The sequence below is a fragment of the Leptospira sanjuanensis genome (assembly GCF_022267375.1).
Lineage (GTDB): Bacteria > Spirochaetota > Leptospiria > Leptospirales > Leptospiraceae > Leptospira > Leptospira sanjuanensis.
Window position 1 is genome coordinate 2178645 of the sequence record NZ_JAIZBH010000001.1, and the last position, 26521, is coordinate 2205165.

At 46.3% G+C, this 26521-nt stretch carries 28 protein-coding genes; 14 read left to right on the plus strand and 14 right to left on the minus strand.

Annotated features, from left to right (window positions below):
• The first annotated feature begins 19 nt into the window (after nt 1-19).
• From LFX17_RS09770 to LFX17_RS09780, 3 genes are read left to right on the plus strand one after another with little or no spacing between them, the layout of a single operon-like run.
• Nucleotides 20-634, plus strand: coding sequence for a DedA family protein (locus tag LFX17_RS09770; RefSeq protein WP_238746373.1), 615 nt, complete (start codon nt 20-22; stop codon nt 632-634).
• Nucleotides 635-679: 45 nt separating this feature from the next.
• Entirely contained in the window at nt 680-1234 is a 555-nt protein-coding gene (locus tag LFX17_RS09775; RefSeq protein WP_118955702.1) for an HNH endonuclease, read from the plus strand.
• Complete coding sequence (locus LFX17_RS09780; RefSeq protein WP_238730087.1) at nt 1231-1728, plus strand: LIC11661 family lipoprotein; 498 nt, start codon at nt 1231-1233, stop codon at nt 1726-1728. Before LFX17_RS09775 ends, LFX17_RS09780 begins: the two co-directional genes overlap by 4 nt.
• On the opposite strand, the gene LFX17_RS09785 is transcribed toward LFX17_RS09780, so the two are convergent.
• Genes LFX17_RS09785 through fliS form a run of 3 tightly spaced genes read right to left on the minus strand, consistent with a single transcriptional unit; the run spans nt 1715 to nt 3078 of the window.
• The gene (locus LFX17_RS09785; RefSeq protein WP_238731565.1) at nt 1715-2212 is read right to left on the minus strand and encodes a DnaJ domain-containing protein; all 498 of its coding nucleotides are present in this window, start codon (nt 2210-2212) and stop codon (nt 1715-1717) included. The two genes, LFX17_RS09780 and LFX17_RS09785, sit on opposite strands and share 14 nt — an antisense overlap.
• Nucleotides 2206-2625: a hypothetical protein gene (locus tag LFX17_RS09790; RefSeq protein ID WP_238730088.1), complete on the minus strand. Its 420-nt coding sequence runs from the start codon at nt 2623-2625 to the stop codon at nt 2206-2208. The genes LFX17_RS09785 and LFX17_RS09790 overlap by 7 nt, the downstream gene beginning before the upstream one ends.
• Before the next feature lie 3 nt (nt 2626-2628).
• Complete coding sequence (gene fliS, locus LFX17_RS09795; protein ID WP_238746375.1) at nt 2629-3078, minus strand: flagellar export chaperone FliS; 450 nt, start codon at nt 3076-3078, stop codon at nt 2629-2631.
• A gap of 302 nt (nt 3079-3380) precedes the next feature.
• On the opposite strand from fliS, the gene purN reads away from it, so the two are divergent.
• From purN to fsa, 5 genes are all read left to right on the plus strand, one after another.
• Complete coding sequence (purN, locus tag LFX17_RS09800; protein WP_238746377.1) at nt 3381-4007, plus strand: phosphoribosylglycinamide formyltransferase; 627 nt, start codon at nt 3381-3383, stop codon at nt 4005-4007.
• Between the two features lie 3 nt (nt 4008-4010).
• Entirely contained in the window at nt 4011-5546 is a 1536-nt protein-coding gene (gene purH / locus LFX17_RS09805) for a bifunctional phosphoribosylaminoimidazolecarboxamide formyltransferase/IMP cyclohydrolase (RefSeq protein ID WP_238730090.1), read from the plus strand.
• A 1-nt stretch (nt 5547) separates the two neighbouring features.
• On the plus strand, nt 5548-6174 hold the full coding sequence (locus LFX17_RS09810; protein WP_238746379.1) for a hypothetical protein: 627 nt from the start codon (nt 5548-5550) through the stop codon (nt 6172-6174).
• Nucleotides 6175-6204: 30 nt separating this feature from the next.
• Nucleotides 6205-6930: a hypothetical protein gene (locus LFX17_RS09815; RefSeq protein ID WP_238730092.1), complete on the plus strand. Its 726-nt coding sequence runs from the start codon at nt 6205-6207 to the stop codon at nt 6928-6930.
• A 76-nt stretch (nt 6931-7006) separates the two neighbouring features.
• Complete coding sequence (gene fsa / locus LFX17_RS09820; RefSeq protein ID WP_118955709.1) at nt 7007-7651, plus strand: fructose-6-phosphate aldolase; 645 nt, start codon at nt 7007-7009, stop codon at nt 7649-7651.
• A gap of 439 nt (nt 7652-8090) precedes the next feature.
• Here fsa and LFX17_RS09825 read toward each other — a convergent pair whose 3' ends face one another.
• Genes LFX17_RS09825 through LFX17_RS09835 form a run of 3 tightly spaced genes read right to left on the minus strand, consistent with a single transcriptional unit; the run spans nt 8091 to nt 11295 of the window.
• Nucleotides 8091-9131 carry a DUF1574 domain-containing protein gene (locus tag LFX17_RS09825; protein ID WP_238746380.1) on the minus strand — a complete coding sequence of 347 codons (1041 nt, stop codon included), beginning with the start codon at nt 9129-9131 and terminating at the stop codon, nt 8091-8093.
• A gap of 14 nt (nt 9132-9145) precedes the next feature.
• Nucleotides 9146-10564, minus strand: coding sequence for an MBOAT family O-acyltransferase (locus LFX17_RS09830; RefSeq protein ID WP_238730094.1), 1419 nt, complete (start codon nt 10562-10564; stop codon nt 9146-9148).
• Entirely contained in the window at nt 10561-11295 is a 735-nt protein-coding gene (locus LFX17_RS09835; protein WP_238747732.1) for a pseudouridine synthase, read from the minus strand. The genes LFX17_RS09830 and LFX17_RS09835 overlap by 4 nt, the downstream gene beginning before the upstream one ends.
• A gap of 115 nt (nt 11296-11410) precedes the next feature.
• On the opposite strand from LFX17_RS09835, the gene lipA reads away from it, so the two are divergent.
• Nucleotides 11411-12316, plus strand: coding sequence for a lipoyl synthase (gene lipA / locus LFX17_RS09840; protein ID WP_238746382.1), 906 nt, complete (start codon nt 11411-11413; stop codon nt 12314-12316).
• Nucleotides 12304-12597: a hypothetical protein gene (locus LFX17_RS09845; protein ID WP_238746384.1), complete on the plus strand. Its 294-nt coding sequence runs from the start codon at nt 12304-12306 to the stop codon at nt 12595-12597. The genes lipA and LFX17_RS09845 overlap by 13 nt, the downstream gene beginning before the upstream one ends.
• Before the next feature lie 221 nt (nt 12598-12818).
• On the opposite strand, the gene LFX17_RS09850 is transcribed toward LFX17_RS09845, so the two are convergent.
• Nucleotides 12819-13988: a lipoprotein LipL45 gene (locus LFX17_RS09850; protein WP_238746391.1), complete on the minus strand. Its 1170-nt coding sequence runs from the start codon at nt 13986-13988 to the stop codon at nt 12819-12821.
• A 101-nt stretch (nt 13989-14089) separates the two neighbouring features.
• Entirely contained in the window at nt 14090-15298 is a 1209-nt protein-coding gene (locus LFX17_RS09855) for a PQQ-dependent sugar dehydrogenase (RefSeq protein WP_238746393.1), read from the minus strand.
• A 184-nt stretch (nt 15299-15482) separates the two neighbouring features.
• Here LFX17_RS09855 and LFX17_RS09860 point away from each other — a divergent pair, with 184 nt between their 5' ends.
• Complete coding sequence (locus tag LFX17_RS09860; protein ID WP_238730099.1) at nt 15483-16802, plus strand: radical SAM protein; 1320 nt, start codon at nt 15483-15485, stop codon at nt 16800-16802.
• A 285-nt stretch (nt 16803-17087) separates the two neighbouring features.
• On the opposite strand, the gene LFX17_RS09865 is transcribed toward LFX17_RS09860, so the two are convergent.
• The 4 genes from LFX17_RS09865 to LFX17_RS09880 all read right to left on the minus strand — a co-directional run bounded on the left by LFX17_RS09865 (nt 17088) and on the right by LFX17_RS09880 (nt 19717).
• Nucleotides 17088-17405, minus strand: coding sequence for a hypothetical protein (locus LFX17_RS09865; RefSeq protein WP_238746395.1), 318 nt, complete (start codon nt 17403-17405; stop codon nt 17088-17090).
• Nucleotides 17406-17665: 260 nt separating this feature from the next.
• A complete protein-coding gene (locus LFX17_RS09870; protein ID WP_238730101.1) occupies nt 17666-18349 on the minus strand; it encodes a TIGR00266 family protein in 684 nt (227 codons plus the stop codon).
• 12 nt (nt 18350-18361) lie between these two features.
• Complete coding sequence (locus LFX17_RS09875; RefSeq protein WP_118955720.1) at nt 18362-19036, minus strand: TIGR00266 family protein; 675 nt, start codon at nt 19034-19036, stop codon at nt 18362-18364.
• A 15-nt stretch (nt 19037-19051) separates the two neighbouring features.
• A complete protein-coding gene (locus tag LFX17_RS09880) occupies nt 19052-19717 on the minus strand; it encodes a TIGR00266 family protein (protein WP_238730102.1) in 666 nt (221 codons plus the stop codon).
• Nucleotides 19718-19804: 87 nt separating this feature from the next.
• On the opposite strand from LFX17_RS09880, the gene LFX17_RS09885 reads away from it, so the two are divergent.
• From LFX17_RS09885 to ptsP, 3 genes are all read left to right on the plus strand, one after another.
• Complete coding sequence (locus LFX17_RS09885) at nt 19805-20473, plus strand: SDR family oxidoreductase (protein ID WP_238746397.1); 669 nt, start codon at nt 19805-19807, stop codon at nt 20471-20473.
• 296 nt (nt 20474-20769) lie between these two features.
• Nucleotides 20770-21675: a UDP-3-O-acyl-N-acetylglucosamine deacetylase gene (gene lpxC, locus LFX17_RS09890; RefSeq protein ID WP_238746399.1), complete on the plus strand. Its 906-nt coding sequence runs from the start codon at nt 20770-20772 to the stop codon at nt 21673-21675.
• A 162-nt stretch (nt 21676-21837) separates the two neighbouring features.
• Nucleotides 21838-23580, plus strand: a complete 1743-nt coding sequence (gene ptsP / locus LFX17_RS09895) for a phosphoenolpyruvate--protein phosphotransferase (RefSeq protein ID WP_238730105.1) — start codon at nt 21838-21840, stop codon at nt 23578-23580.
• Here the strand turns inward: ptsP and LFX17_RS09900 are convergent.
• Both LFX17_RS09900 and LFX17_RS09905 read right to left on the minus strand, forming a co-directional pair.
• Nucleotides 23577-24260, minus strand: a complete 684-nt coding sequence (locus LFX17_RS09900; RefSeq protein ID WP_238746401.1) for an LIC11631 family protein — start codon at nt 24258-24260, stop codon at nt 23577-23579. The genes ptsP and LFX17_RS09900 overlap by 4 nt on opposite strands.
• A gap of 96 nt (nt 24261-24356) precedes the next feature.
• Entirely contained in the window at nt 24357-26402 is a 2046-nt protein-coding gene (locus tag LFX17_RS09905; protein WP_238730107.1) for an AMP-dependent synthetase/ligase, read from the minus strand.
• Nucleotides 26403-26521: the final 119 nt, after the last annotated feature.

Genomic DNA, 26521 nt, shown 5'->3' on the forward strand with positions numbered 1-26521 from the left:
CCAAGGGACAGCGCAAAGAATGGAATTCTTAAATATTCTCGTGAATCTCTTTTCGGAATACGGATATATCGCCGTCTTTTTAGTTCTCATTCTCTGCGGATTCGGACTCCCCGTTCCCGAAGATATTTCCTTGGTTTCCGGCGGAGTGATCGCCGGTTTCGGAAAAGCCGATCCTCATTCTATGTTTCTCGTCGGTATGGCGGGAGTTTTGATCGGCGACAGCGCGGTTTTTTTAATCGGAAGAGTTTACGGAGTCCGCGTTCTTCAAATTCCGATGATCTCCAGAATCGTTACACCCGAACGATTCGCAAAGGTTCAAGACAAGATCGCCCGTTACGGAAACTGGGTTACTTTTATGGCTCGCTTTATGCCGGGTCTTCGTATGCCGATTTATCTCACGGCGGGGACTTCCGATCGAATTTCCTTTTATCGTTTTGTCGCGCTCGACTTTATGGCCGCCGTAATTTCCGTTCCCGTTTGGGTTTATTTGGGATATTTCGGCGCTTACAACTTCGATACGTTGATCGGCTGGGTTCACCAAGGTCAACTAACGGTTCTCGGACTTTTAGGAACGTTCGCTTTGTTGTTCGGAGTCGTGTATTGGATTCGCAAGAAACGATCCGTCGACCCTTGAGAATTTCTTTACATCTTCCGACGATCGGTTATTTTTTGACCAGTTATGGACATTCTTGCGCAGCCGGTGCTTGTGCTGAATGCCGGTTACGTCCCCATCGGGATCCGGTCGGTCAAAGACGCCCTTATCCTGATCATTCTTGAAAAAGCCCAACTCATCAAGGATGATAAAAATTTTTTAATCCGCTCTGAAAAACTCAAATTCACCGCGCCCCGAATCATTCTTCTTCGGGACTACTACCGAGTTCCTCCGAGAAGGGATCGAGTCTCCCGCGAAAACATCTTTCAACGGGACAACTATCACTGCGTTTATTGCGGAAAGAAATTTCCGGGTTCTAAACTCACTCTCGATCATGTGATTCCGCGCAGCCGATGGGATCACGTACCGAAAAAGGAAAGGCCGAAGGAATTCAATTCCTGGGAAAATCTTGTAGCGGCCTGCAAACACTGCAATACTCGAAAAGGAAACAAGCTTCTCGCCGAATTGAAGTGGGATTTACCGAAAGAAAATCGGGTGACACCGAAGCTACGCTTTCCACTCTTCTCAATATCGGATCAGCAGGCGGAGAAGTTCGGCTGGCGGGAGTATATTTCTTTTTGAAACGTCTTTATCCATTCTTTCTAATTGCGTTTTGTTTTTTTTTCTGGGGCTGCCCTCACTATTCCACCACGCGCTTGATCTCCACGCCTCCGACCCTGATCAGCATCGTGCCGATCGCGACGGGATACGAACTGCGCTTGAGAGCGGGAAACCCCGAACTTTTTTTTAGCGGATATAGATTGTTTGTCGCGAATACGGAAAACGATTCGAGATTTCCCGCGGATATGAACACAGGAATCGATTGTGTGAACGGACTTTTAAACCTAATCCCAAACCAGCCTTTGGAATATTCGATCGAACTCAGTCCGAATAGCGGTCCGCTGGCAGCGGTCGGAACGGGAGAAAACGCGAATCGGATCTGCAAGATGAACGTGACCTTAACGAGCGGTCAGTACATCACTCTTCGATCCGAGGTACTGGTGATCAGCATTCGAAACGGAGCGGCGTCCGGTTTCGTATTTTCCATGCCTTCCAATTCTCTTAGGGTGCCTTAAACCAAACCTCGATTTTGTGAAGCGTATCCTTCGCGTCTGCGACCCAAATGCTCTGCGGATACGAGGCGATCAAAGTTTCAAAACCGGACTTGGAAATTTCGAGCGAATGCCTCAACTTTCGAAGCGCCGGATTCTCCTCTCCTTTTAAAAAGATGGGATTGCCGTCCGTGAGTTTATAATACTCGTGAATCGCCGAATCGTAGATTTCCCTCGCCTGTTTGTAGAGGGAGTATTCCGCATCCTTGGAAGTTTTCGATTGTGAAGAAACGGCCGCAGAAGGAACATTCGTTTTTTTGAATGTTTTTTGTTCGAGATGCGCCGATAAGACGTCTCTGTATTCGATCAATTCCTTGAATAAGGAATCGCTGGAGAATTCTCCCGTGTCGGGATGATATTTTTTGGAAAGAAAGTAGAAACGGTTTTTTAGATCCTCTTCGCTGAAGTCCGGGTTTAAACCCAGAAACTCCAAGGCTCTTTCTAGCAGGTCCCCGTGTTCCAATAGTCTTTTCTGAGATGTTTCTTGAGTTGGATCTGAACTTGAACTTGGTTGAGTTCCTTCTGGTATTCCTTCAAAATCTCTTTCATTCTTTCTTCGACTTGAGAATGGAGAATTCTGGATTCTTCCATTTTTTGAAAGAGACATTCCGTGAGTTCGATGAGTTCCAAGGATTGGGGAACTCCCTCTTCCATCCGTTCGATCTTTCGATCGATGGAACAAAGTTTGTCGATGATCGTGATGTTGAAATCTTCTATCTTGGCTCCGCCTTCTCCGTCTCCGTAACCCAACACTTCCATCTGACGCTTTTGATTGGAGATCAACTGATCCAACAAAAGAATCTTATCCCCGTAAAGGATGATAAGGCTACGGTCCCGATCGATTGAACCCGAGTTCGACAAGTTTTAACCCTGGATGGATAAACCGCTTCCGCGGCTGCCTTGGAACGGAGCCGAAACGACGTTGGACTTTTCTTTTTTCTCGATTTCTTCCCAAGCCGATTTCAGATCTTCCATGTATTTGATGATTTCTTGAATGATTTCGGAATCCTTCTTCATATTTGCTTCTATAAGGCGTTTTTTGATGTAAACGTAGATTCCTAGGAGGTTGTTCGCCACTTCCCCGCCTTGTTCCAAATTGAGGGCAAGCATGAGTTCGGTTACGATTTCTCCGGCTTTGAGGATATGATTGTTAACCACATCGTACTTCCGGGGAGTGTTATTCTCCAGAGCGATATTTAAGAAACGAATCGCGCCGTCATACAGCATAACGATCAGTTTTCCCTGGCTGACAGTCGAGATTTCGTTGGATTTGTATTGTTCAACGGTCGCTGTGGATTTTCTGGCAAGTGACATGTATCTCTCCTGAAATACTCTTCGACAAAAACTCTTGCCTCCTTAATGCTGGGTCTGAACATTCTTGCGGTTTCTCTCAAAACTTTAACGTCGTTCGAAACCGGAAAACTCAGAAAAAACTTCCGTGGAAATCGTTTGGGACCAATATTTCTACGGATCTGGCACGGATTTTTTCTTCTCGGAGGAAAATCCGCCCAACGTTTTCAGCCTGCTCTCAGGAGTTCCGCATGAAGTTCCCGAAATACCGCCGGATTACGCCGAAAGCTCGGGAGCCGTTCTGATTTTACTCGGATTGAATTTTCTTGGCAAGTCTGTTTACTAAACCTAAAAAAAAGATCGTATTCTTAGCCTCGGGCCGAGGCTCCAATCTCAAGGCCGTTTTGCAGAGTCTCAAGGCCGGAAAAATCGCCGGAACCGCAATCGCACTGATTTGCGACGACCCCGACGCAAAGGCTCTCGAAATCGCCCTGGAATTCAAACTCCCTTCTCACGTTCTAAACTTCGCTTCGTTTTCTGATAAAGGAGAATATCACAAAAAACTTCTCGGCCTTTTGTTAGAACTCCAACCGGATCTCATCGTGACCGCGGGTTATATGAAGATTTTGAAGCCCCCGGTTATTCAAGCCTTTCGTCATCGGATCATCAACATTCACCCTTCTCTTCTTCCCGCCTTTCCGGGACTGAACGCGCAGAAACAAGCCTTTGAATACGGCGTCAAGATCGCGGGCTGCACGGCGCATTTCGTGGATGAAGGAGTGGATTCGGGTCCGGTGATTCTCCAGGGGGTCGTGAAAATCGAGGAAGGAATGTCGGAAAGAGATTTGACTCTGGAGATTCTCAAAGAGGAACATAAAATCCTGCCACTCGCGGTTCAATACTTTTGCGAGGATAGGCTTACGATCCAAAATAGAAAGGTCAACATCCGATAAACAATGATACAAATCAAAAGAGCCCTGATCTCCGTCAGCGATAAATCCGGTTTAGTAGAATTCGCACAATTCTTGCATCAAAACGGCGTGGAAATCATCTCCACGGGCGGAACCTTAAAACTTCTGAAAGAAAACGGAATCGCGGCGATCGCGATCGACGACTACACCGGTTTTCCCGAAATTCTCGACGGCCGCGTAAAAACGCTTCATCCGAAAGTTCACGGAGGTCTTTTGGGAGTCACTTCCAATCCGGCTCACAAACAGAAGATGGAAGAATTAAAGATTCCTAAAATAGATTTGGTCGTGGTCAATTTATATCCGTTCTTAAAAACCGTTTCCAAACCGGGCGTTCAACTGGAAGATGCCATCGAAAACATCGATATCGGCGGACCTTCCATGATCCGAAGCGCGGCTAAGAATTACAAACATACTCTCGTTCTTACCGATCCGAACGACTACAAAGAAGTGCAGACGTTGATTGCATCCGGCGGCGTTTCGGAAGAAGTCGCGGCGGGTTATATGAGAAAGGCTTTTTCTCATACGGCGATGTACGACACCGCGATCTCCTCCTGGTTCAACAAACAAGCGGGTGATACGTTCCCGGACGTTCTCAATCTTTCCTTTCTCAAAAAACAAAAACTCAGATACGGCGAAAATCCTCACCAAGCGGCGGCGTTCTATGAGCCATTGTTCGTCAAGAGCGACTTTGCTCCTTTGCAAGGGAAAGAATTGTCGTTTAACAACATGCTGGATTTCGACGCGGCGTTTCATATCTCCAGTCTTCTTCCCGAAAACACGGTCTGTATCATCAAACATCTCAATCCTTGCGGAATCGCATACGCGGACGATCCTTTGGAAGCGTATCAACTCGCGAGGAGAACCGATCCGATTTCAGCGTTCGGCGGCGTGATCGGCATCAAAGGAATCGTAAGCGGAGAATTGGCGAACGTAATCACGGAAAACTTCGTGGAAGGAGTGATCGCGCAGAAGTTCACTCCGGAAGCGTTGGAAATCTTTTCCAAAAAGCCGAACGTTCGTCTAATCGAAATCGAAGACTTCAAAGAAGCTCTCGACGAATTGGATCTTAGACCGATCCATCACGGTTTGCTCATACAGGATCGGGATTACACCACGATCACCGAAAAAGATCTAAAAATAGTCACTAAAAAACAACCTACGCCCGATGATATTCGTGGTTTGATGTTCGCGTGGTCTTGTGTTCGTTTTATCAAGTCCAATGCGATCGTTTACACGGAAGAAAACGCGACTCTCGGAATCGGTGCCGGACAAATGTCCCGGGTCGACTCGGTGCAGTTAGGCGCCAACAAAGCCTTGAACGTCGGACTTTCCGTTGTCGGTTCTTATGTTGCGAGCGATGCATTCTTTCCGTTTCGAGACGGGATCGACGCGCTCGCCAAAGCGGGAGCGAAAGCGATCATCCAACCGGGAGGTTCGGTTCGGGACGCGGAAGTCATTCAGGCAGCCGACGAACACGGACTCATTATGGTATTTACAGGGATGAGGCACTTCAGACACTGATATGGAATTTCTACTCTATCTAATCTTTTTCGGAATCGTTTCGGTCGTGCTCGTACTAGTGAGTTATTACTTTAAACTTCTCTTTCTTTCGGGAAGAGAATCCTTCGAAAGATTGGAATTGATAGATTGGATTCGGATCGTTCCGGACGAACTGATCAAACTGTTGGAATCCAACGGAAGCATTCAGTACGGAGCGATCGCATTCTCCGTTTCCGCCTTCGTGTCTTACCTCTGGACACTGCTCGGCGGAATTTTCGGCGCACCGCATTATGCGGACGCATTTGGAAATTATTTCTTTCTTTCGTTTTTATTGCCGGTAACTCTTTTAACGACGTACGGGGTTCTTGTCGAGTTGGTCCTCAAAGACCTTCCTTCCACGAGTCCGAATCACTTTCTGGTCCGGTTCTTCGAACAGGAAGTCACGATACTCAGCGGATCTTCGATTTCGGTAATCGCATCCAACCTGGCCGTTTACGGACTGTTTCACGAGATTCCGTTTTTATTCGTTCTTCCGAATATTTCGATCATCGCCGTTTTGCTTGTTTTACGTTGGAATGGAAAGGTTAGGATCGGCGGAATTCAGTTTGCGGGTCAGAAAAACCGTTTTCAGGAAGAAGATTCTGAATAGGTTTCAACCGAAACTGCCGATAGAAACACTATGAGAATCTTTGTTCTTCTTTTCTCCCTGATTCTGGCTCCGGCCGTTTTATATGCGCAGCTTCCGGACGAAGGTCCGAACCGGAGACAACCCACGAACACGAACCAACAAGCGATCAACTTGTTGGAAGGATTCGCCGAATCCTCTTGGGGAGAAAGTTACGCGAACCTACGCGAAAAGTTTCTTTCGTTATCCACCAATCCTCAAAACGACGAGAAGGTGGAAATCGTTTTCGAAGATAAGGAGAAAACGCTTCTTATCCGAAGAAACGGAATTCTATATTCGTATCGTTTTTATTCCACGCCGAAAATCGTAATCGATTCCAGGCCGAAAGAGCAAAGACCCGCTCCTACCGCGGAAAACAAATCGGAGATGGAGGATGAAAATCATTCTTCTCCCGGAGTTCTTTTTTCCGTGGGAGTTTTGTTTCGTTATCTTCCCGGAAAAGACGTTCAACAAAAGTTGGAACAGAAATACGGAAAACCGAAAAAAGAATCCTTAGCGGAAAACAAAATCGGCGGCGCGGTTCTTTGGGAAAAAACGGACGAGAAACAATCTCCTCCTAAGGGCGGCTACGTCGTTCAGTGGAAAGAGGCTTATAAAAAAATGCCTTTTACGAGAAGAGTGGATTATTTCAGTTCTTCGATCAAATTTCAAATCGAAAAAGAATACAAAGAATTCTTCAGTGCGGAAGAAATCAAAACCCTTCGCGATTTGATTCCATAAAACCGAAGAATTTCAATTGACCACCATCTAGCTTTCCCCGCATGCTCTAAGCATCCTATTTTCTCGGAGCATGTTAGTGGAATTATACCTCGATACTGCAAACATAGACGAAATCAAAGAAATCGCATCCTACGGCCTCGTGGACGGCGTAACCACAAACCCTTCCATCATTGCGAAGTCGGGAAGAAATTTTAAAGAAGTCATCAAAGAAATCTGTTCCATCGTTCCCGGACCCGTGAGCGCGGAAGTTCTTTCCACAAAATACGATGGAATGTTGAAAGAAGCTCTCGAACTTGTTGAGATCGCGGAAAACGTTGTCATCAAGGTTCCTTTGATTCCGGAAGGTCTCAAAACTGTCGTTGAATTAACGAAAAGAAATATTCCGACGAACGTTACTCTTTGTTTTTCAGCGCCACAGGCGCTGCTCGCGGCGAAAGCGGGTGCCACCTTTATTTCTCCGTTTATCGGACGAGTGGACGACACGAGTTGGGACGGAATGGAACTGATCTCCGAGATCAGAGAAATCTATGACAACTACGGATACGACACGAGAATCCTCGCAGCTTCCATTCGCGGCCCTATGCACCTGAAAGAATCGGCATTGAGAGGAGCTGATTGTGCAACTATGCCCCACTCCGCATTCTTACAACTCTTCAAACATCCATTGACCGACATTGGATTGGAGAAGTTTTTAGAAGATTCTAAAAAGCTAAAGTGGTGAAAACCGCCGTATGAGAAACGGTAGATTAGACCGTTTGGTATGGAGTCACGGATTGATCTAGGAATGAAAAACCGATTCTTGGATAGATTAGATACCGATCAATCTACCATTTTTCTACAATAAAGGTGGTCACGAAAAAAAACCTCGCCTAAAAACGAGGGTTTTCTTTTTTCGATTCCGATCATAGAACTCGGCAATTCAAAACTGTGGGAACTCATACGAATATCCCGCAGTTTGAATATTTCGATACTTTAGCACGGATAAAAACAGCAAAAAGTGTGGGAACTCATACAAATCTTTGTTTCACCAAGAAACTAAATTCGCGAACGAGTCGTCCTTGATACAATTGTGGGAACTCCTACCGATTCGAAAATTCAAAAGTAGCTCGTCCTTTTTCAAATACAGGCTCAACGAAAAACGAAATGCTCCGACAAAAGGCTTATCGAACAGGAATTTTTTTAAATCCGTAATAATCATCCGTCATCAGCTTCATGGATTCTAAAAAGCACATGATCGATTGATGGGAGGCGTCGTAAAACAAATCGCAGGAAGTCTGCGTGTTCAAATCCACCGGAACCGCGGAATACTTTGCCGCAAGATCCTGAATCTTAGGCCACCAGGTCTTTTCCATTTCCAGTTCGTAATACCGTTTTTGATATGTTTTGTAGACTTTCGGCCAGATCAAATAAACCTTCACATCGTTTTCGCGCGCCAATTTGAGAAATTGTTCCACAAAGAAGAACTGAGTCTTCCCCAGAGTAAAGGTGGAAAGATATAGGTTTCGGATTCGAACCGCGTCTTTTTCCAAACGATCCGGATCGTTTAGAAAAGTCGTATACGCGAATTGTTCTCCATTCTTTAAATTAAGAATCACATAATCCGTATTAAACGCAGGATTGTATTCGCTTAACTTCTTCTCTTGAAATCTTTTGGAAAACAGCTTCAAATCCGGATTGATTCTTCGAACCGCAAAGAGCCTATCCAAAAAAAGTTTCTTTCGGTCCTCGAAGGAAATCTGATCCAAATATCTGAGAAGAAACTCGTCGTCCGCTCCGTATTTCAAAAACGGATCGTAGAAAATCCCCTTCGTGTCATCGAAACCTTCGGGACTAACCACGTAAAATACGAGTTTCGGCTTGATTCCTTTGGAAATGATCTTTTCGAACCAATACAATCCGTATGCGGGAACGGCCTGCGGACCGGAAAAATTATAAAGAACCCAGTCTTTCTGAAACTTCTTTTCGATCCCCAAAACCGAATACGGATACGCTCTTGAATCGCCGAACGCAAGCGCTAAGGACTTGTTTTCCAAGTTCTTATCCTTGCTGAGTTTTTCGAACAAGGATTTTCTCTGCGTATAATAAACCGTATTACCCGCTTGGATAAAACTCTTTTGGAAATATTCGAGAGTGAATGTCTTGTCCAAACAAAATACGAAAACTAAAAAAAGAACCGGATAATAGATGTAGAATTTCTTCATTGATAAAAACCCGTTTAAAACCTTGAGTAAAAGAAGTCCGCATTACCCGCGTTCATTCCGACCATGATAAAAAGAATCAGAAGTCCCAAAATCGGTAAAAGTCTCGCTCTCCAAAGTTCGGGAACGGAAAAACGTTCCGGCCATTCTTCACCGACGTGGAACAAGAAAACGAAGAGAAGCATATACACTCCCGTTTCCAAACCGGCCAGAGCTTGACCGCTCTGAAAGGTAAGGATTCTTCCGATGGACGAGAGCGCGGAGTTGAAATCAGGGGTGAAAAAGAAAGTCCATGAAATCGAATACACAAGCAGAACGAACAAGTAACGGAGAGTCGCTTTGACATACGGAATTTCAGGAAGAACGTTCCAATTCTTCACTTCAAACAATCGTTCCAAGGAAAGATAAACTCCCGTCAAGAGACCCCAGATCAAAAAGTTCAGGTTCGCACCGTGCCAGAGTCCGCCTAACATAAACGTAACGATAAAGTTCACGGCGGTTCTGAATTCTCCCTTTCGAGACCCGCCTAACGGAATGTAGATGTAATCGCGAATCCAATAGGAAAACGTTAAGTGCCATCTTCTCCATAGATCCCCGAAACTCTGAAAGAAAAACGGAGCCTTGAAGTTTTCCGGAAGATCGAATCCCATCAATTTTCCGATTCCGCGCGCCATATCGGTGAGCCCCGAAAAGTCGAAGTAAAGATTGGCCGCGAACAAAAAGCAGGTCAAAAGGAGCGCGATTCCGGAATAGTCCTTCGGTGATAAAAATGCGGGCGCGATCAGAGGCAAAATCGCGGCGGACAAAAGTCCTTTTTTTACAAGTCCTCGCAGAAAAAGCCAAAGACCGTCGATCATTTTAGACGGGGTCATCGTAGGAGCCGCGAACTGATCCCGAACTTGATCGAAACGTAAAATCGGACCCGCGATCATCACGGGAAAGAAAAAGATAAACGAAAAGAAATCCGTTAAACCGACATTCTTGTTAAACCCTTCCCGCTTGGAATCCACCGCCAAAGAAATCAACTGAAACGTATAATAACTGATCGTCGCGGGCAACACGACTTCGAAACCGGTAAGGCCGAACAAAGCGGAAACCTTAGCGTCGAGCGCGGTTTTTTCCTGAAGCGCGGGAATCGATAAAACGAACCCGACAAACTCCATGAGTAAATAAAAATATTTGAATAAACCTAAGTTGAGAAGGTTTAAAACCACCGCGGCCTTTACATACCAGGACTTTTCGCGGCAATAGCGGTAAAGCGCCCAGTTCGCAAAAACCACCAGAATCAAATGAAACAGAAAGTTAAGACTGAATACCGAATAAAAGAACGCAGAACCCAGAATCAAAAGAAACTTTCGGCTCTTTTCCGGAACGTTCCAGTAAAGAAGATAAAACACCAAAAAAAATAAAAGAAATTCTATGCTGATAAAATTCATTCCCAAACCCCTGCGTCTTGGAGAAGGAATTTACCTTCTTCCAAACCCAGCTTTTCTAGTCGTATCGAACCTACGCGGATTCTTTGCAGATCCACCACGCTCGCACCGGATGCGTGAAACATCCTTCGAATCTGTCTTTTTTTTCCTTCCCCGAGAATGACGCGGTATACGCAACTCTTCCCGGGAACGAGTTTAACCATCTTTGCACGCAGAATTTCCCCTGCATCCAAAATCCCTTTTTGAAACGCCGCCTGAATCTGCTTTTCTCCCGGATCGTATTTGAGAGTTACGAGGTATTCTTTTTCGGAACCGTTGGACGGGTGTGAAATTTTCTGTGCTAAATCGCCGTCGTTGGTTAAAATCAAAAGCCCTCTGGAGTTCAAATCCAATCGGCCCGCGATTTTATAATTTTTAAAGGCGGAAGGAAGAAGGGAGAATACCGTTTTTTCATGAAAACGATCTTGATGCGAACAGAGATAGCCGACCGGTTTGTTCAGGATCAGAAGTTGTTTCGGCTCCGTTCCCTGTCGAAGTATATCACCTCGGTAAGAGACAACGTCCATTTCCGGGTTCACACGGGTTCCTAGATCGGTGACCTTTTTTCCGTTGATCACGATCTGACCGCCGAGAATGATTTCCTCGACCTTTCTTCTCGAACCGAGTCCGCAATCCGCGAGAAAGCGATTGAGACGAATTCCTTCCGGGGTGTTCCGATCATCCTTGGATTGCATGGATTCTTCCATTCCGAAATGTTTCAAAAAATCTTCTACCCAAAACTTTCGTTGACCTCGTCCTCCTTCGCGGCAGGATAGAAGGGAAAGCTCCGTTTTTTCGGACCCGTATTGTATGAACCCTCTCAAAAAAAAGCCGCGTACTCATTCGATTCAGGAAGCGCCGGAAAAACCGGATTGGCTCAAAGTAAAGCTTACCTTTCCGGATCCCAAAAACAATACAGTCGCGATCGTTCGCGATTCTTTAGAAGAAAAAAAACTCAATACGGTCTGCGAAAGCGCTTCTTGTCCGAACTTAAATCACTGTTGGTCCCGTAAAACGGCGACTTATATGTTGGGAGGCGATATCTGCACGCGACGTTGTTCCTATTGCGACGTTGCTTCCGGCAAACCGGCACCTTTAGATCGGGACGAGCCGAAACGAGTCGCCGAATCGGCGATCGCGCTCGGGCTAAGACACGTTGTGATCACGGCCGTAAACCGGGACGATTTGGAAGACGGAGGCGCCGCACATTTTGCGGAAACAGTGGAAGCGATTCGAGCGGGACTTCCCGATTGCAAGATCGAATTGCTCGTTCCCGATCTCAAAGTAAAACAAGAATCCTTGGAAATTATTTTCAAAAGCAAGCCTGACGTTTTCAATCACAACGTAGAAACCGTCAAACGTCTGTTTCCCGAAGTTGCCCCTCAGAAAAAATACGAACGTTCTCTCGAAGTTTTAAAGATCGCGTCTGAACGCGGTTTTTTGACGAAAAGCGGTCTGATCTTGGGAATGGGCGAAACCGTGGAAGAAGTCAAAGAATGTATGTTAGACTTAGCGGAAGTCGGCGTTTCTCTTTTGACTCTGGGACAATATCTGCAACCGACTCCGACGCATCTTCCGGTAAAAGAATACATTCTTCCCGAAGTGTTTCAAGAATTGAGAATTTACGGTAAGTCGATCGGGTTGAAGGGAGTGTATTCGGGGCCTTTGGTCAGAAGCTCTTATCACGCGGACGAGCAAGTCTCATGGAATCCGTAGAACACTTCGGTCCCCCGCCTGAAGACATTAAGAGACTCCTCTATCATTCCATCATTTCCTATCTTTCCGATAAACAAGGTCCCGTCAGCCGTTCCGAAGTGAAGGATCTTTTGGAAAAGACGATCAATCTGATTCCGAACCTGGAAGCGCATTGGGCGGAAATCAATCGCTTTGGTAAGAATAAAATGATTCTTCATTGGGAAAAAAAGGTAATGCTGATCGATATGGAAGAAATCTTAGAATCGCTTTTGATTCTATGGAATCAAAAGTTCGAGGGTTGATTTTTCCTCCGATTCAAAGATCCTCGCGCAAAAAACTCCGCAAAATCTGAAATCGTGAAACGAAGTCGTAGTGATAGAAGACGGCTATCAGAGCTTATTTCATAATCATGGATTTTCTTTTCCGAAGAAATGGATAAGAACCCGAGTGCAGTCGTACAAAGAAAAACCCGAGGTTTTACGCCCGGGTTTTTTCCACCTGATTTCAGGTTCAGTCACTGTTATCAGAATTTAGCTTTCGTTTGGAAGTCGTAGATTACTTCTTGAACATCCGCTTGATTGATCTTCTTGATACCTTGTTCGGTATGAACGATCATCGTTGATCCTTGTTGATCCACGATTGCACCGATCATAGAAGATCCGTCAGTCATGATGATCTTTTCGATTCTTTCGTAGTAGCTTACGATATCCTTGCTGGATTTCAGCTCTTTCGGAGCGGAGATCAGGATTTGTTTGAATTTCTTAGCTTCTTCTTCTTGACGAGATGCAACTTCTGTTTCGAGTTTCTTTCTCTCAGCTTCCAGAGCGGCCGCTTTTTGTTCGTCAACCTTTCCGGAAGATTCTTCGTTGATACGAACCATCTTTTCCGTGGTGTCTTTGTCCACGGTTACGATCGTTCTGATCTCTTCTTCTTCTTTCTTGGAGATTCCGGAATTATCCAGTTTCTTTACGACGCCACTAATATTCTTTTCGCTGATTCTAGAAGCGTCTTTCGCTTCCAAAGATTTATCATCCGCTTTCAACACGGACGCTTGGTTCTTTTCCAAAACGATTTCGGAAGAAGCAACGGATTGCTGGATCTTTTTCAGATCTTCGTCCTTTGCGATCTCTTCGTCGCTCAATCCTTCAAGTGCCGCAACACGAGGAGCAACCGCAACCGCTCCGTCCAAAACTTTTACGACAGCTTTGTCGGATTTAGATCTCTCTACGATAAAGGATGTTCCGCGCACACCAGCGATCGCGGTCGGAGTAACCACGGAGAACTGGTCTTCTTTGGAAGCCTTGTTGACTTTCGCGAAAACTTTTCCGGAAACAAGAGCCAGTCTTGTATCGGAGTTTCCTTTGGAGTTGATCGAAAGTCCGTCAAAGTCGATCACTGAGTTTTCAGAGATACGAATCGCGGAACCGTCCGCAAATTGAATATCAACTTTGGATTTGTCTTTCGTGCTGACTTTGTCGCCGGTCTTCAGACTTGCGCCTAAAGTAGCTTTTTCTTCGGTAAGATCCGCGTGAAGAATTTTAGCTTCTCCAACGCTGAACACAACAACAGCCGAAGGGCTGTTTGCTTTACCGGTATCGGCTGCCTGGGAATTTTCAGTAGGTTTCTTACAAGCGCTGAACACCAGAACACCGGCGGTCAAAACGATTGAGGAAACGATTAAGAGCTTCTTCATACCCATTTTCCTTAAGATTGGATTGATAACAGGACTGCGGTGGTAGGCAGCCTCTATCTATTGTTTCTCAACAGACAATAGAATCGCTTTTTCCAAATCTTTCAATTTTTTTTTATTATGCGAAAGATATTTCCTGACCCGAAATCGGCAAAATACAACTCTCCAGCGCCGTCCTGGCCGAAAGTGCTGATTTGGAACGGGACACGAAACAACAACTCGTTCGAGATCTTTTTACCGTTCTTTTGTCTTAAAATCCAGACTTTTCCCGCCACAAAGTCTCCGTAAATATAACCCCCACTTAATTTAGGTAGTTCCTTTCCCCGATAGACGTAACCGCCCGTTATCGATTGGCCTTCTTCCCTCGGATATTCGTGAATGGGATCGACAAGCTGGGGATTGGAACAGTCCGGATTCTTCTTAAAACAATGAAATCCTTCCTTAATATTCCATCCGTAATTTTTCCCTTTCTGAATCAGATCGATTTCTTCGAATTCGTTCTGACCGACATCGGCTAAGTAGAGTTCGCCGGTCGCGGAATCGAAGGAGAACCTCCACGGATTTCGGAGTCCGTAACTCCAGATCTCCGGCAAAAACCCGGGACGGTTCACAAACGGGTTGTCTTCCGGAATTTTATACGGTGCGCCGGAACTTTGAGGGTTGGGTAGAATGCGAAGCAATTTTCCGAGGAAGGTTCGGGAATTTTGTCCGTTTTTATAAGGATCATTGGCCCCGCCCCCGTCTCCAAAACTGATGTACAACTTACGATCGGGTCCGAACGCGAGTTGTCCCCCGTTGTGATTCGAATAGGGCTGCTCTACTTTGAACAAAGTTCGTTTTGCATCCTCGAGTTTTTGAACCGCGTCATTCTTCCATTCAAATTCGAGAACCTTGGTATAATCTTTACCGCCTTCTTTTACGACCACGTTGACGAAGAATTTCGAATCCGTTGCAAAGTCGGGTGAAAATGCAAGTCCCAAAAGTCCTTCTTCCGATCGGGTTTCGACTTGGCCGGTAAAATCCGCGCGAAGTGTTTTCACCTTTGTCGTTAAATCGACTTCGACGAGCCTACCGCGTTTTTCCAAAACGATCATCCGGTTCGAATTCCCCGGAATAAATTGAATGTCCGTCGGTTCTTGAAAACCGTCGGCTACGCTCGCATACCAGGGAACTACTTCCGCCGAGGGAACGTTCTTTTTCGGAGGAAGGTTCGCAGCGGAGGGTTTCTTTGTTTTTGCAATTCCGGGAGAATGGAACAGGAGAATCGCCAAAATTCCCAGGTGAAAGATTACGGTAAAACGCGGAAAAATCATCCGTCCTTCCTAAGGGCTTTCCGGGATCGGTCAATCGGAATTCCGATTTCTTCTTTTTACTGGATTCGGCCGTTTGCAACGGTTCGATCGGATCGCTGGGAAGAATTCTCCCGTTACCCAGGATGGTTTTCCCGGAAAAAACTGCGTGTCATTTCCGTTCCGCTCGGGATATTGTCTAATCAAGATGGAAGCTACCGATTCAATCCGCCAAAGTTCTACGATTCCCCTCCTGGAAGAAATGGAGAGGAAATACAAATCCATTCCGATGGAAGCCATCGTGAAACAGGATATTCTCAGACAAGGAATCCATTTTCTCAAAGAAGCCTTCGAAGTTTCGGGCGAATACAAAACCAAGGACTACTTTATATTCTCCTTTGATCATATTCCTCTTTCCGAACTCGGAGAAGGCGCGGACGTGAAGGCGCCGGAGGAAATCAAAGTTTCGGGCGGACATTTCAATCTTCTTCCGACCGTAATCTCCACGCGCAATAATCCGAATTCTCCGTATAAAGTGAAAAAGTCTCCGGATGGAAAACCCTCTTTGTATCTCGGGGAAACATTTTTAGGAAACGTGGAGTTTCCTCCTCTTCCCGCTTGGTATCGTCACAAAACCAAGAACGGAAAAATTCCAGGCGAGATCGCTCCCGTCATCGAATGGGGTTATCTGATTTATCTTACCGTTTTCAGAAACTGTCAGTATTTCGGTAAGGAAGAGGAATGCGCGTACTGCGACATCAATCACAACTATCGTCAACAGAAGAACGCGGGTCGTCCGTATACGGGCGTCAAGGACATAGAAGACATTCTCGAAGTTCTTTCCTGGATCGATGCGGAAGACAGAACTGCGAAAGTTTATACGATCACCGGCGGAAGCGTGATCACCTCCTTAAAGAAAAAAAACGAAATCGATTTTTATCTAGATTACGCACAAGCGATCGAGTCGAAGTTTCCCGGTAGATGGATGGGCAAAATCGTTTCGCAAGCCTGGGAAATCGAGGACTGTCAAAAATTCAAAGACGCGGGAATTCAAGTCTATCATCCGAACTACGAAGTCTGGGATAAAAATTTATTTCAAAAGATTTGTCCGGGTAAGGAAGCTTACATCGGAAGGGACAATTGGATTCGCAGAGTCGTCGATTCCGCGGAAGTATTCGGACCTTCGTATGTGATTCCGAACTTTGTGGGCGGCGTGGAACTTTCCAAACCGTACGGTTTCGCGACCGTTTCGGAAGCGATCGCCTCTACGGGGGAAGGTTTGGACTTTTTCATGTCGAAAGGAATCATGCCTCGGTTCACTGCCTGGTGTCCCGAACCGTACACGACTCTCGGAACCCAAGCGGGTCCGCCTTTGGAATATTTCTGCGAACTTTTGACCGTCTGGAAAGCTACATTCGAAAAGTATAATCTACCGGTTCCTCCCGGTTACGGCGAACCGGGTCCGGGAAAGGCGGTCTTTTCGGTTTCCGCTTTTATGGACGTGATCGGTTATCAAGGTAGAAATTAAGAGTTTGTCCCAATACCGGAATATGTGGGAACTCCTTCTTTTTTCAATCGACGAAACTGTCTTTGAAAAACCAAGAAGCGTAAAATAGACTGTACTTGTGGGAACTATTACGATCTTAGAGCGCGTCTCAATGACATTCCCCGTCTTTAGTGCCAGTGTATTGTAGAAGTTCCCACAGTCTTTCGTAATACGGGAGAATTCGCAGGAGTTCCCACAGTCTTAAGTTTCGGACAAATCTCAAACCGAAATCGAAAAATTCAAAGTCCTGTGCCGGATTCGACTCTTTTAAAGTTTCCACTTGGAAGGTCTTCCGATATTGTGATACCTTCCTGATGGAACGTGAAACGGATTGTGTCCGCCCCCACCGCCCGCATTGTTGTAATACGGATATTGTCTATAGTAGTAATTCTGGTACGGGCGATATCCATAACCTCCCCCGTATCCGTAATCGTTTAGATAACGATCGCAGGGACGGGAATACGTGGAACCCATCTGGCATTGATCGTAATAACGATACGGTCCCGTGTAACAACCCGTGCAGAATAAAAGCGCCATTCCCGCTAAACTGCAATGCAGAAACAATGATTTTACGTTCGCCTTCATGGAAGGCCTCCTATCGCTTAAGACCCTTCTAGCCTGGAACGATCTTAACCTAGGGAGAACGGTTCGTCTATAGGGAATCTCCCTAATGCGGGAATCCCCTAAAACGAAAAATCTTCGAGAGGAAACAATTTCCGCAAAAACGAGGTTTGATTCGCGTCTCCCGAAGAAATTCGGAACCGGAATCTGTTCTGAATTCGATACAAAAAAACCCGCGAAACCGCGGGCTTTTTCGAAAGAACTCGTTCTAAAACAACAAACGATCAACTCGAAGAGGAAGAACGCTCCACTCTTCTCCACTGATTGGCCCAGCCGGCAAACGAGTTTTGGTTTCTGGATTGAATATACAACTTACCGCTTCCCGAAAAAACCGCGACCAAACCTTCCCCGCTCAAGAATAAGGATTTAAGACCGCCCACCTTTTGGATCGTATAATTCAACGTTCCTTCGAACCCGACGATATGACCCGTGTCCACTACGTATTGTCCGTTGACGTCGATCGTATGAATCGCTCCGAAGCTCGAGAAGAAAAGATCTCCCGATCCGCTCACTTTCAAAAAGAATAAACCTTCTCCGGAAAAGAATCCTTTGAATCCCCCCCACTTGCTGTCGATCGCGAGAGATTCCGAACCGGCCACATACGCGCCTCGGCTTAGGATGAGTTCTTCTCCTTTCATTTTTCTGTATTCGATATCGCCTTGGGTGGCGCTCGTCAGAAAGAGCGTCCCGGTTCCGCCTTCCGCTTTGAAAGTGTTTTGAAAAAAGGATTCTCCGCTGAGTAACGCGCGTTTGGCGGAAGCCCAGATTCCTCCTTCGGCTTTCGTAGCCATCTTGACTGTCGGGCTCATCGCGACCATGGCGCCCGACTCGGCGCGGATGGATTCTCCGTTTTCAAGTTGAACTTGTACGATTGGAAAATCAGGTTTTAATAATATTTCGTGTTTCACGATCTTTCTCCCTTATCTTTTGATCGGAGGCAGTTGATCTCTAAACCAACTTCCCAACGAAGGAACGTTTCTGGATTGAATCCAAACTCGGCCTTTTCCCTTGAATCGCGCCACGAATCCTTCTCCGCCTAAAAAGAAGGACTTCCATCCGCCGAACTTGGTCATCTCGTAGTTCAATCCTTCGTCGAACGCGACGATATGCCCCGTATCCACGATCATTTCTCCGTCTACGTTTAGGACGTCGATTCCCCCGTAGCTCGAAATGAGCAAGGGACCGTTTCCGGAAAGTTTGAGAAAGAAGAGCGATTCTCCGCTGATAAATCCTTTCAAACCTTGAAACTTCGTATCCATTTCTATGTTCGGAGAAGAAGCGAGAAAGGAACTGGATTGGACGTAGACCGTTCCGGCCAATTCGATTCGTTCCACGTCTCCCGGAAGAGTCGGCGCGAGCAGAACCTCTCCGTTTCCGGAAGAAGCGGTGAACGTGTTCATCCAGAAGGATTCTCCGCCAAGAAACGCCGCCTTTAGACTCTTTAAGAATCCGCCTTGTTGCGCCTTGTGAGTCTGGATCGTGATCCCCGAACTCATGGACATCATGGAACCGGATTCCGCTTTGATCGATTCTCCGCCGTTTAGAAGAACCTTCGCAAAGCTGTAGGATGGTTTGCTTAGAATTTCAATATTCATAATATTCAGTTTTCCTTATTGAGGCAAAAGGCCCGTGAGCCAGGACAAGAATCCCGATGGAACCCTTGTTTGGATCAACACTTTTCCGTGACCGGAAAATTCCATTACGAGTCCTTCTCCGCCGAACAGAGTGGACTTCCAGCTTCCGCCGGCCTTTGCGATTTTATACTGAAGACTTTTATCGAACGCCACAACGTGCCCCGTGTCGATCGTATACGATCCTTGCACGTCGATCGGGAGAATTCCTCCGTATGCGTTTAAGAAGAGTTTTCCTTTTCCGAGAATCTCCAAAAGAAAAACTCCTTCTCCTCCGAAAAAGGAACGGAGTCCGCCGAACTTCGGTTTCATGGTGATCGTCTCGTCGGAGGCAAGATACGCTCCCGCCTCCACGATCAAGCCCGTGTCAGTCAGATCGACTCCGACCACGTCTCCGGGAAGTTCGGGCGCAAGTCCGATTTCGGCGCCGGCGGAAGGAGCTTTGAAGACGTTGAAAAAGAAGGATTCTCCCCCGAAAAATCTCCTCGAGAGCGCGGATAAAAATCCGCTTCCCATTTTCGTTTCGACGTCCACTCCGGGAGTCATATATACCATCGCGCCCGCTTCGGCTTTGATCGTTTGTCCCGGTGATAGTTTTACTTTAAGAAAAGAATACGAAGGTTTGTGAATGATCTCGTAATTCATAGAAGAAGCAATGTAAATAAATTGACCTGAACGTCAATCGGAAAAGTGCTTCCAGAACGGTTCGCGATTCTTAGTTTGGAAGGCAATATGACTCAAAGAAACGTTTTCATTACGGGTTCCAATCGCGGCATAGGTTTGGAACTTACCAAACAGTTTTTATCCAAAGGGGATCGGGTTTTTGCTCTTTGCAGAAAGTCTTCTCCGGATCTGGTCAAAATCAAACCGACCCGAATTCTCGACGGAGTGGACGTTTTGAATTCCAATTCGGTCCGATCCTTGTCCTCCAAACTGCTCGATACCAAAATCGATATTCTCATCAACAACGCGGGAATTTTGATTCCGGACAACCTGCAAAGTCTGGATGAGGAAAACGTATTCACTCAATTCTTAGTAAACGCTTTGGGACCTCTCAAGATGGTCAAGGCTCTGCTTCCTCATTTAAACCCGAACGCAAAACTTGTCTTCTTAACGAGCCGAATGGGTTCGATCGGAGACAATAGCTCCGGTTCGTATTACGGATACCGCGCTTCCAAAGCCGCCTTAAATGCGATCGCGGTCAGCCTTGCCCGCGATTTGAGCCCCAAGGGAATCTCCGTCGGGATCTTTCACCCCGGAATGGTCGCGACACAGATGACCGGAGGACAGGGAATCTCTCCGGAAGAAAGCGCTCAAGGCCTTGTGGAACGGATCGAGTCCTTGAATCTAAGCAATTCCGGAAAGTTTTTTCATCAGAACGGTGAAGAACTACCTTGGTGATTCAATGGGACCATAACCTGTGTTCGTACAGATACACAGTTGCAAAAAAGAGACAGTTTGTCGGAAATTTATTTCGAATTATGTCGGATTGCTCCGTAAACCTCGGTTTGGAAGCCTGAAAAAACCGGTTTTCCTACGTACTTTGGCATAGAGTTTGCTTAATAGGGTTACTGGGACAAGAGATCGAATCTCAAAAACAATCGGAATTTTGTCTCTTGCAAATACAAAAGCGAACTTCGAATCCCGGAGGACCGTCTTTCCAAAAGAGGGTCTTCGGAAAATCGAAATACAAAACTATGAAAGAAACTATCTATAGAAGATCCATACGAGATACGGTTAGAATCAAGGGGATCGGACTTCATTCCGGAAAGGAAGTGAATCTGATCGCTCATCCGGCACCTTCCGGCACCGGAATCCTTTTCGAATACCGTAAGGGCGAGGATAGAGCCTCGATTCCTGCGGAACTCAGCAACGTCGTTGATACGAGTAACGCGACTACCTTAGGCGACGGCCTTCATAGAATCCAAACCGTAGAACATCTTTTGGCGGCGGTTTATGCACTCGGTTTAACGGATCTCATTCTGGAAATCGACGCGGTGGAAGTTCCGATCATGGACGGTTCTTCTCTCCCGTTCCTGCAAGCGTTGGAATCGGCGGGAATCGTGGAATATCCGGAAATCGTCGAACCGATCTACGTTCAAAACCCTCTCTGGGTCGTAGACGGAGACAAATACCTCGTCCTTCTTCCCAGCAACGAACTCAAAGTAACATACACCATCGACTTCAACCACCCGCTCCTCAAAGGACAAAACATCACGATCTCCCTCGACAGAGAAAAGATCAAAGAGGAGATTCTCCCTGCGAGAACCTTCGGCTTTTTAAAAGACGTGGAAGCGCTCCAAGCCAGAGGATTGGCGATGGGAGGTTCCCTCGACAACGCGATCGTTTTGACGCAAGACGGATATTTGAACCAGCAGCTCCGTTTTGAAAACGAATGCGTTCGTCATAAAATTTTGGATTTATTCGGCGATATTTCGATCGCGGGCCGTCCGATCATCGGCCATTATCTCGCTTCCAAGGCGGGACACGCTCTTGATATATCCATGGCAAAGCTCGTTATGAGCAGCGTCACGGGAGACGAGATCAGCAAATACAAAAGCAGGAGAATTCCTCTTTTCAAGCGGAAAGCGGTGGTCGTATAAGATCGTCGTCTCTGTAAAACCTGCGGGTCTGTCGGGGGATTTTCCCTGAAACCTTCCTAAGGCTCGGAGGGATTTTTCGCTCCCATTTTCTCTTCAGAAAAGAATTGTCAGATTCTTCTTTTCGAGAATCCTGTAGTCGAGTTTGAACTCGTTCCATACAGAATGATTCCATCCAAACGTACAGTTTTTCCAGGAATTACGGCCTTTCCGGGAAAGCTATACGGTAAGGTCCTCAAGACCGGAAAAAAACGAAACACCATTCTCACCGGAACGTATATTCACGAATCCGAAAAAGAACACGAACTTGAAAAGTTCGACGTCGCTCTGGAGGAAAGCCTTCACAGTCTTCGGATCTTAATCACCTCGGTCGAAGCGTCCGGTTCCGATCACAAAGAAGTTCAGGAAATCTTAGAAACACAGGCGATGATCTGTTCCGATCCGAGCCTTGCGACTTCGGTTCGAAAGAGAATATCCGAACTCGGAGAGAACGCGATTCTCGCCGTACAAAACGTCACACACGAAATCTCCGAAAAATTCAGAGCCATCGAAAACGAATTCTTCCGAGAACGAGTCGATCACTTTCAGGACGTTTCCAATCGTCTGATCGAATTCATCGCCGGTAAAAAGGAAGAGGATTCTTTCCTGTCCGGTTTGAAGGAAGATCTCATTTTAGTCGCGAGAGAACTCACCCCTTCTCAGATGATTCTCATGGACAAAACGAGAATCCGCGGAATCGCAACCGACCTCGGAGGAAAAACCGGTCACATGGCGATCCTCGCGAGAAACTACGGGATTCCTACGATCGTAGGTTTGAAGGATTTTTCCTCTTACGTCAAAGACAACGAATTCATCTTTTTGGATGCGGAATCCGGAAACGCGATTCGCTTCCCCACACTGGAAGAAGTGAAATACTACGGCTTCTCTTCCGTTTATCCCGTGGAAGAAAGCGGCACGAAAAAAATGCGAGCCGTCAGCAAGGACGGAATCCGGGTTCGAATCAAATGCAATCTCGAAACGGAACTCGACTGCGAGCAAGCGCTGAAGTTCGGTGCGGAAGGAGTCGGATTATTTCGAAGCGAATCCTTATTCTTAAAATACCAAGACAGCAACGTTTCCGGTGAGGAGCAGTTTCTCGCCTACAAAGCGATCGCGGAAGGAATGGAAGACAAACCGGTAACGATCCGAACCTTCGACATCGGAGCCGACAAATTTTCCACGGGAGAATTGGAGGAAAATCCGTTCCTCGGGAACAGAGGAATCCGTTATTCCCTGTCCAATCCAGAATGGTTCTCCGAGCAACTAACAGCGATTTTGCGGGCCTCGGCGTACGGAAACGTGAACATTCTTCTGCCGATGATCACCGGTCCGGCCGAAATCGTTCGAACCCGGGCGCTCTTGGAAGATTGCAAACGCAAACTCGCGGCAAACAAGGAAAAATACAATAAGAAGATCAAGGTGGGTGCGATGATCGAAACTCCCGCGGCGGTTTCCGCGTTGGATTTGATCGCGAGAGAAGCGGACTTTTTTTCCGTGGGAACCAACGATCTTTTGCAATATATCATGGCCGTGGATCGAAACAACATCCACGTATCTTCCCTTTACAATCCGTATCACATCGCGTTTTTACGGGCCTTGATCCGAATCGTGGAAGTTTCGCGGGATTACGATAAACCGTTGAGTCTTTGCGGGGAACTCGCTTCGGATACGAACTTTACGATCTTTCTGGTCGGAATCGGGATTCGCGATCTTTCCGTTTCGATTCCGTTTTTAAATCCGATCCGAAAAATCATCCGTTCGATTTCGCTTCACCAGGCGGGGACATTGGTAAAAAAAATTCTCGAACTTTCGGAAGAGGAAAACTACGAAAATATCGAAGCGTTCCTCTTCAGCAAACACCTGAGTTAAATATTCTCGATTTCTAATATTAGGAAAACGAAAGAATCCCAGTGTTTCTCCTTTTCCTGAAAGAAAACGGGGCCGAGACTTTCTTTTTCCTTTTTGAGACAAAGATACGAATGTTTATCGGTTCTCAGATAGAATTTTCCGCTTTTCCCGGAAAAGGTTTGGATGAGTTCCTTCAATAATTTCGGAAGATTTTTTTCGTCTTCGGGAAGCGCCGCGCCCGCGATCAAAATTTCCCGGTTTTCCCATTTGCCTGTGAGAGTGACCGCTTTCGGATTCCATTCTTCGAAAAGTTCCTTTTCATAACTCGCGAGCGCCGGGTTGAGAATTTCGTGGATGGATGAATTCATGCTCATCGGAAACGTCGTTCCGAAAACTTTCGGAACAAATCCCTTCGATTCAAAAAGATCCCAATTTTCAAATCCGTCGATTTTGGAAAGCCCTCGGATAAATCCGGAACTCATTCCTTGAACGGCGATCTTCGATTCGGCGTGAGCGGCCAGAACCGATCTCATACAAAGAAATCCGAAATTCAACGGAGAAAACACGCTTATGTTGGACAAATCCCAGACCTCGGTTTCCCGCAGCGGAGAAAGATAGAGATTGTCGAGCGCGTATAAATCCCCGTGTCCGGAAGGAGAAAATACGGAGGATTTCTGGATTTTTTTCTGAGTACCGGCCATATACAAATTCTATCGGTACGACCGCAAATTCTCAGAAGAAATAAAAAAGCCGACCGAAATCGGCCGGCTTTAAAACGATCAAAAGATCGAAAACTTCTAATCTTGGTTGGTAGAGTAGATTTTCTTGATCTTATCGCTGTATTTTTCCGTGATTACGTGGCGTTTCATCTTCATCATGTTGTTGAGTTCATCGCCCACTTCGAACGGCTTCGCGATCAGAATAAAAGGAGTCACCTGTTCGAAAGATTTGAACCCGTTTTTCGTGTTGTTCAACGCCTTGATCTCCTTTCTGAAAAGATCGTAAATCTTCGGATTTTCGATCAACTTCTCGTTGCTTGTTTCGTTGATTCCGTTTTCTTTTGCCCATTCCTGGAGTTTTTCGAAATCGGGAACAACGATCGCTCCCAGATTCTTTTGATCCTGACCGATCACCATACATTGGCTGATATAAGTGGATTCTTGAAGTTTGTTTTCGATCGGGACCGGCTCCACGTTTTCGCCGCCGAGAAGTACGACTGTGTCCTTCGCGCGACCGGTAAGAGTCAGGGTCTTTTTGAAGTTGATCATCCCCATATCGCCGGTGTTCATCCAGCCGTCGGAAATCGCCTTGGAAGTCGCCTCTTCGTTTTTGAAGTATCCCTTCATCACTTGAGGTCCCTTGATGAAAACGATTCCCTTGAGTCCGAGCTTTCCTTGCGTAATCTGGCCGTTTTCGTCGATTTCGGTCAATACTGCGTTGTTGTCGTTTCGGATCTGGAGTTTCGTTTTTGGAACGATCACACCAACGGAACCGATGATGAGTTTTTCGAACGTTCTTACGGAAATCACGGGAGAAGTTTCGGTCATACCGTAACCTTCCAAAACGTTGATCCCGATGTTTCCGAAAAATTCATCCACGTGTCGCGGAAGCGCGCCCCCGCCGGAGATGGACGCCTTGAGTTGTCCTCCCGTAGCCGCTCTGATTTTCGCCAAAACGATTCGGTCCAGAGTAAAGCTGTTCAGAAGAACCGCAAGCCCTGCTATCGTATAAAGCGGAGAACTTAAGAAATACAGATCGGTTCCTGCAAGATAAGCGCCTAACGCGCCCGCGAGGATCGTAAGAGTGAACGGTCCCGTAAGAAGGAACTGAATCACCATAAGAATTCCGTAAAAGAAAGATCCGATCGGATTTCTTCCGGTATAATCCACTTCGATTCCTTTCAAGAAACGAACCGCTTGATTCTTTTTGCTGGAAAAGAAATACGCGAGTTTGAAAAGACCTCTACGAAGCGCAGGAGTCTGTGCGGGATCATTGATTCTTGTATAAATCCCGTTGTAAATGTTTTCCCAAAGTCTTGGAGCGGAACCCATAAACGTAGGTTTAACGGTCGCCAAATCTTGACGAAGATCGCGAACGTTCGTGTAATACGTCGCCGCACCGAGTCCGAGACAAACATACTCTACGACGCGTTCGAACACGTGCCAGATCGGAAGAATGGAAAGAAGACGTGCGCTCGATTTGATGTTCAGCATCGGGCTTACGTGGTTCACCTGGTGCATCATGTTGGAATGTTTCAACATAACGCCTTTCGGAAGTCCCGTGGTTCCGGAAGTATAAATGAGAGTGAAAAGATCTTCGGGTGAAATCGCGGCAATTCTTTCTTCCGCTTTTTTAGAACCGCCTTCGCGCAGTTTCTTACCCTTTTCAATCAGATCCTGCATTTTCAAAACGCCCGGAGCGGAACTCGCCGGATCCATCAGGATGATGGTCTTTACGTTCGTTAACTGCGATTTGTTGCGGTTGAACTTTTCGAGCATCTTATCGTTTTCAACGAAAACGACTTCCACTTCCGAGTGATTGAGAATATAAACGATTTCGGAATCCGTAATATCGGTTCCACGAGGAACGTCTGCCGCGCCCGCAAGAATTACGCCGTAATCCGCGATAATCCATTCGATACGGTTATCCGCAAGTAAACCCACTCTTTGTCTCTGTTGAACTCCCAGTTCGATCAGAGCTTCCGCAAGTTGGATTCCTTGCTCGTACAGTTGACCGTAAGTAGTCGGGGTATATTCCTTTTTAGAATCTTTGGAAAAGAAAGCCGGTAGGTCCCGGAATTTTTCCGCAGATTCGCGAAATAGCTGCGCTAAATTCTCCGCCATGAAACTCATTTAACTCCTGATATCTTTTGTTATAACAACTTAGGGATTCCGACATAGAAGCTGCCGGACGAGGATTCAACGGTAAATAGGGAACCTGAGAAATAAACCCTTTTTTTCAA

What these genes read in the sequence shown, in the direction of transcription:
- ptsP (WP_238730105.1), top strand. Translation starts at nt 21,838, where the DNA reads ATGATTCCATCCAAACGTACAGTTTTTCCAGGAATTACGGCCTTTCCG.
- LFX17_RS09850 (WP_238746391.1), bottom strand. Translation starts at nt 13,988, where the DNA reads ATGAAGAAGCTCTTAATCGTTTCCTCAATCGTTTTGACCGCCGGTGTT.
- LFX17_RS09825 (WP_238746380.1), bottom strand. Translation starts at nt 9,131, where the DNA reads ATGAAGAAATTCTACATCTATTATCCGGTTCTTTTTTTAGTTTTCGTA.
- LFX17_RS09860 (WP_238730099.1), top strand. Translation starts at nt 15,483, where the DNA reads ATGGAAGCTACCGATTCAATCCGCCAAAGTTCTACGATTCCCCTCCTG.
- fliS (WP_238746375.1), bottom strand. Translation starts at nt 3,078, where the DNA reads ATGTCACTTGCCAGAAAATCCACAGCGACCGTTGAACAATACAAATCC.
- LFX17_RS09905 (WP_238730107.1), bottom strand. Translation starts at nt 26,402, where the DNA reads ATGGCGGAGAATTTAGCGCAGCTATTTCGCGAATCTGCGGAAAAATTC.
- LFX17_RS09900 (WP_238746401.1), bottom strand. Translation starts at nt 24,260, where the DNA reads ATGGCCGGTACTCAGAAAAAAATCCAGAAATCCTCCGTATTTTCTCCT.
- lipA (WP_238746382.1), top strand. Translation starts at nt 11,411, where the DNA reads ATGAACCCTCTCAAAAAAAAGCCGCGTACTCATTCGATTCAGGAAGCG.
- purH (WP_238730090.1), top strand. Translation starts at nt 4,011, where the DNA reads ATGATACAAATCAAAAGAGCCCTGATCTCCGTCAGCGATAAATCCGGT.
- LFX17_RS09845 (WP_238746384.1), top strand. Translation starts at nt 12,304, where the DNA reads ATGGAATCCGTAGAACACTTCGGTCCCCCGCCTGAAGACATTAAGAGA.
- lpxC (WP_238746399.1), top strand. Translation starts at nt 20,770, where the DNA reads ATGAAAGAAACTATCTATAGAAGATCCATACGAGATACGGTTAGAATC.
- LFX17_RS09830 (WP_238730094.1), bottom strand. Translation starts at nt 10,564, where the DNA reads ATGAATTTTATCAGCATAGAATTTCTTTTATTTTTTTTGGTGTTTTAT.
- LFX17_RS09885 (WP_238746397.1), top strand. Translation starts at nt 19,805, where the DNA reads ATGACTCAAAGAAACGTTTTCATTACGGGTTCCAATCGCGGCATAGGT.
- LFX17_RS09855 (WP_238746393.1), bottom strand. Translation starts at nt 15,298, where the DNA reads ATGATTTTTCCGCGTTTTACCGTAATCTTTCACCTGGGAATTTTGGCG.
- LFX17_RS09810 (WP_238746379.1), top strand. Translation starts at nt 5,548, where the DNA reads ATGGAATTTCTACTCTATCTAATCTTTTTCGGAATCGTTTCGGTCGTG.
- LFX17_RS09770 (WP_238746373.1), top strand. Translation starts at nt 20, where the DNA reads ATGGAATTCTTAAATATTCTCGTGAATCTCTTTTCGGAATACGGATAT.
- LFX17_RS09875 (WP_118955720.1), bottom strand. Translation starts at nt 19,036, where the DNA reads ATGAATATTGAAATTCTAAGCAAACCATCCTACAGCTTTGCGAAGGTT.
- LFX17_RS09815 (WP_238730092.1), top strand. Translation starts at nt 6,205, where the DNA reads ATGAGAATCTTTGTTCTTCTTTTCTCCCTGATTCTGGCTCCGGCCGTT.
- LFX17_RS09775 (WP_118955702.1), top strand. Translation starts at nt 680, where the DNA reads ATGGACATTCTTGCGCAGCCGGTGCTTGTGCTGAATGCCGGTTACGTC.
- LFX17_RS09835 (WP_238747732.1), bottom strand. Translation starts at nt 11,295, where the DNA reads ATGCAATCCAAGGATGATCGGAACACCCCGGAAGGAATTCGTCTCAAT.
- LFX17_RS09880 (WP_238730102.1), bottom strand. Translation starts at nt 19,717, where the DNA reads ATGAATTACGAGATCATTCACAAACCTTCGTATTCTTTTCTTAAAGTA.
- LFX17_RS09865 (WP_238746395.1), bottom strand. Translation starts at nt 17,405, where the DNA reads ATGAAGGCGAACGTAAAATCATTGTTTCTGCATTGCAGTTTAGCGGGA.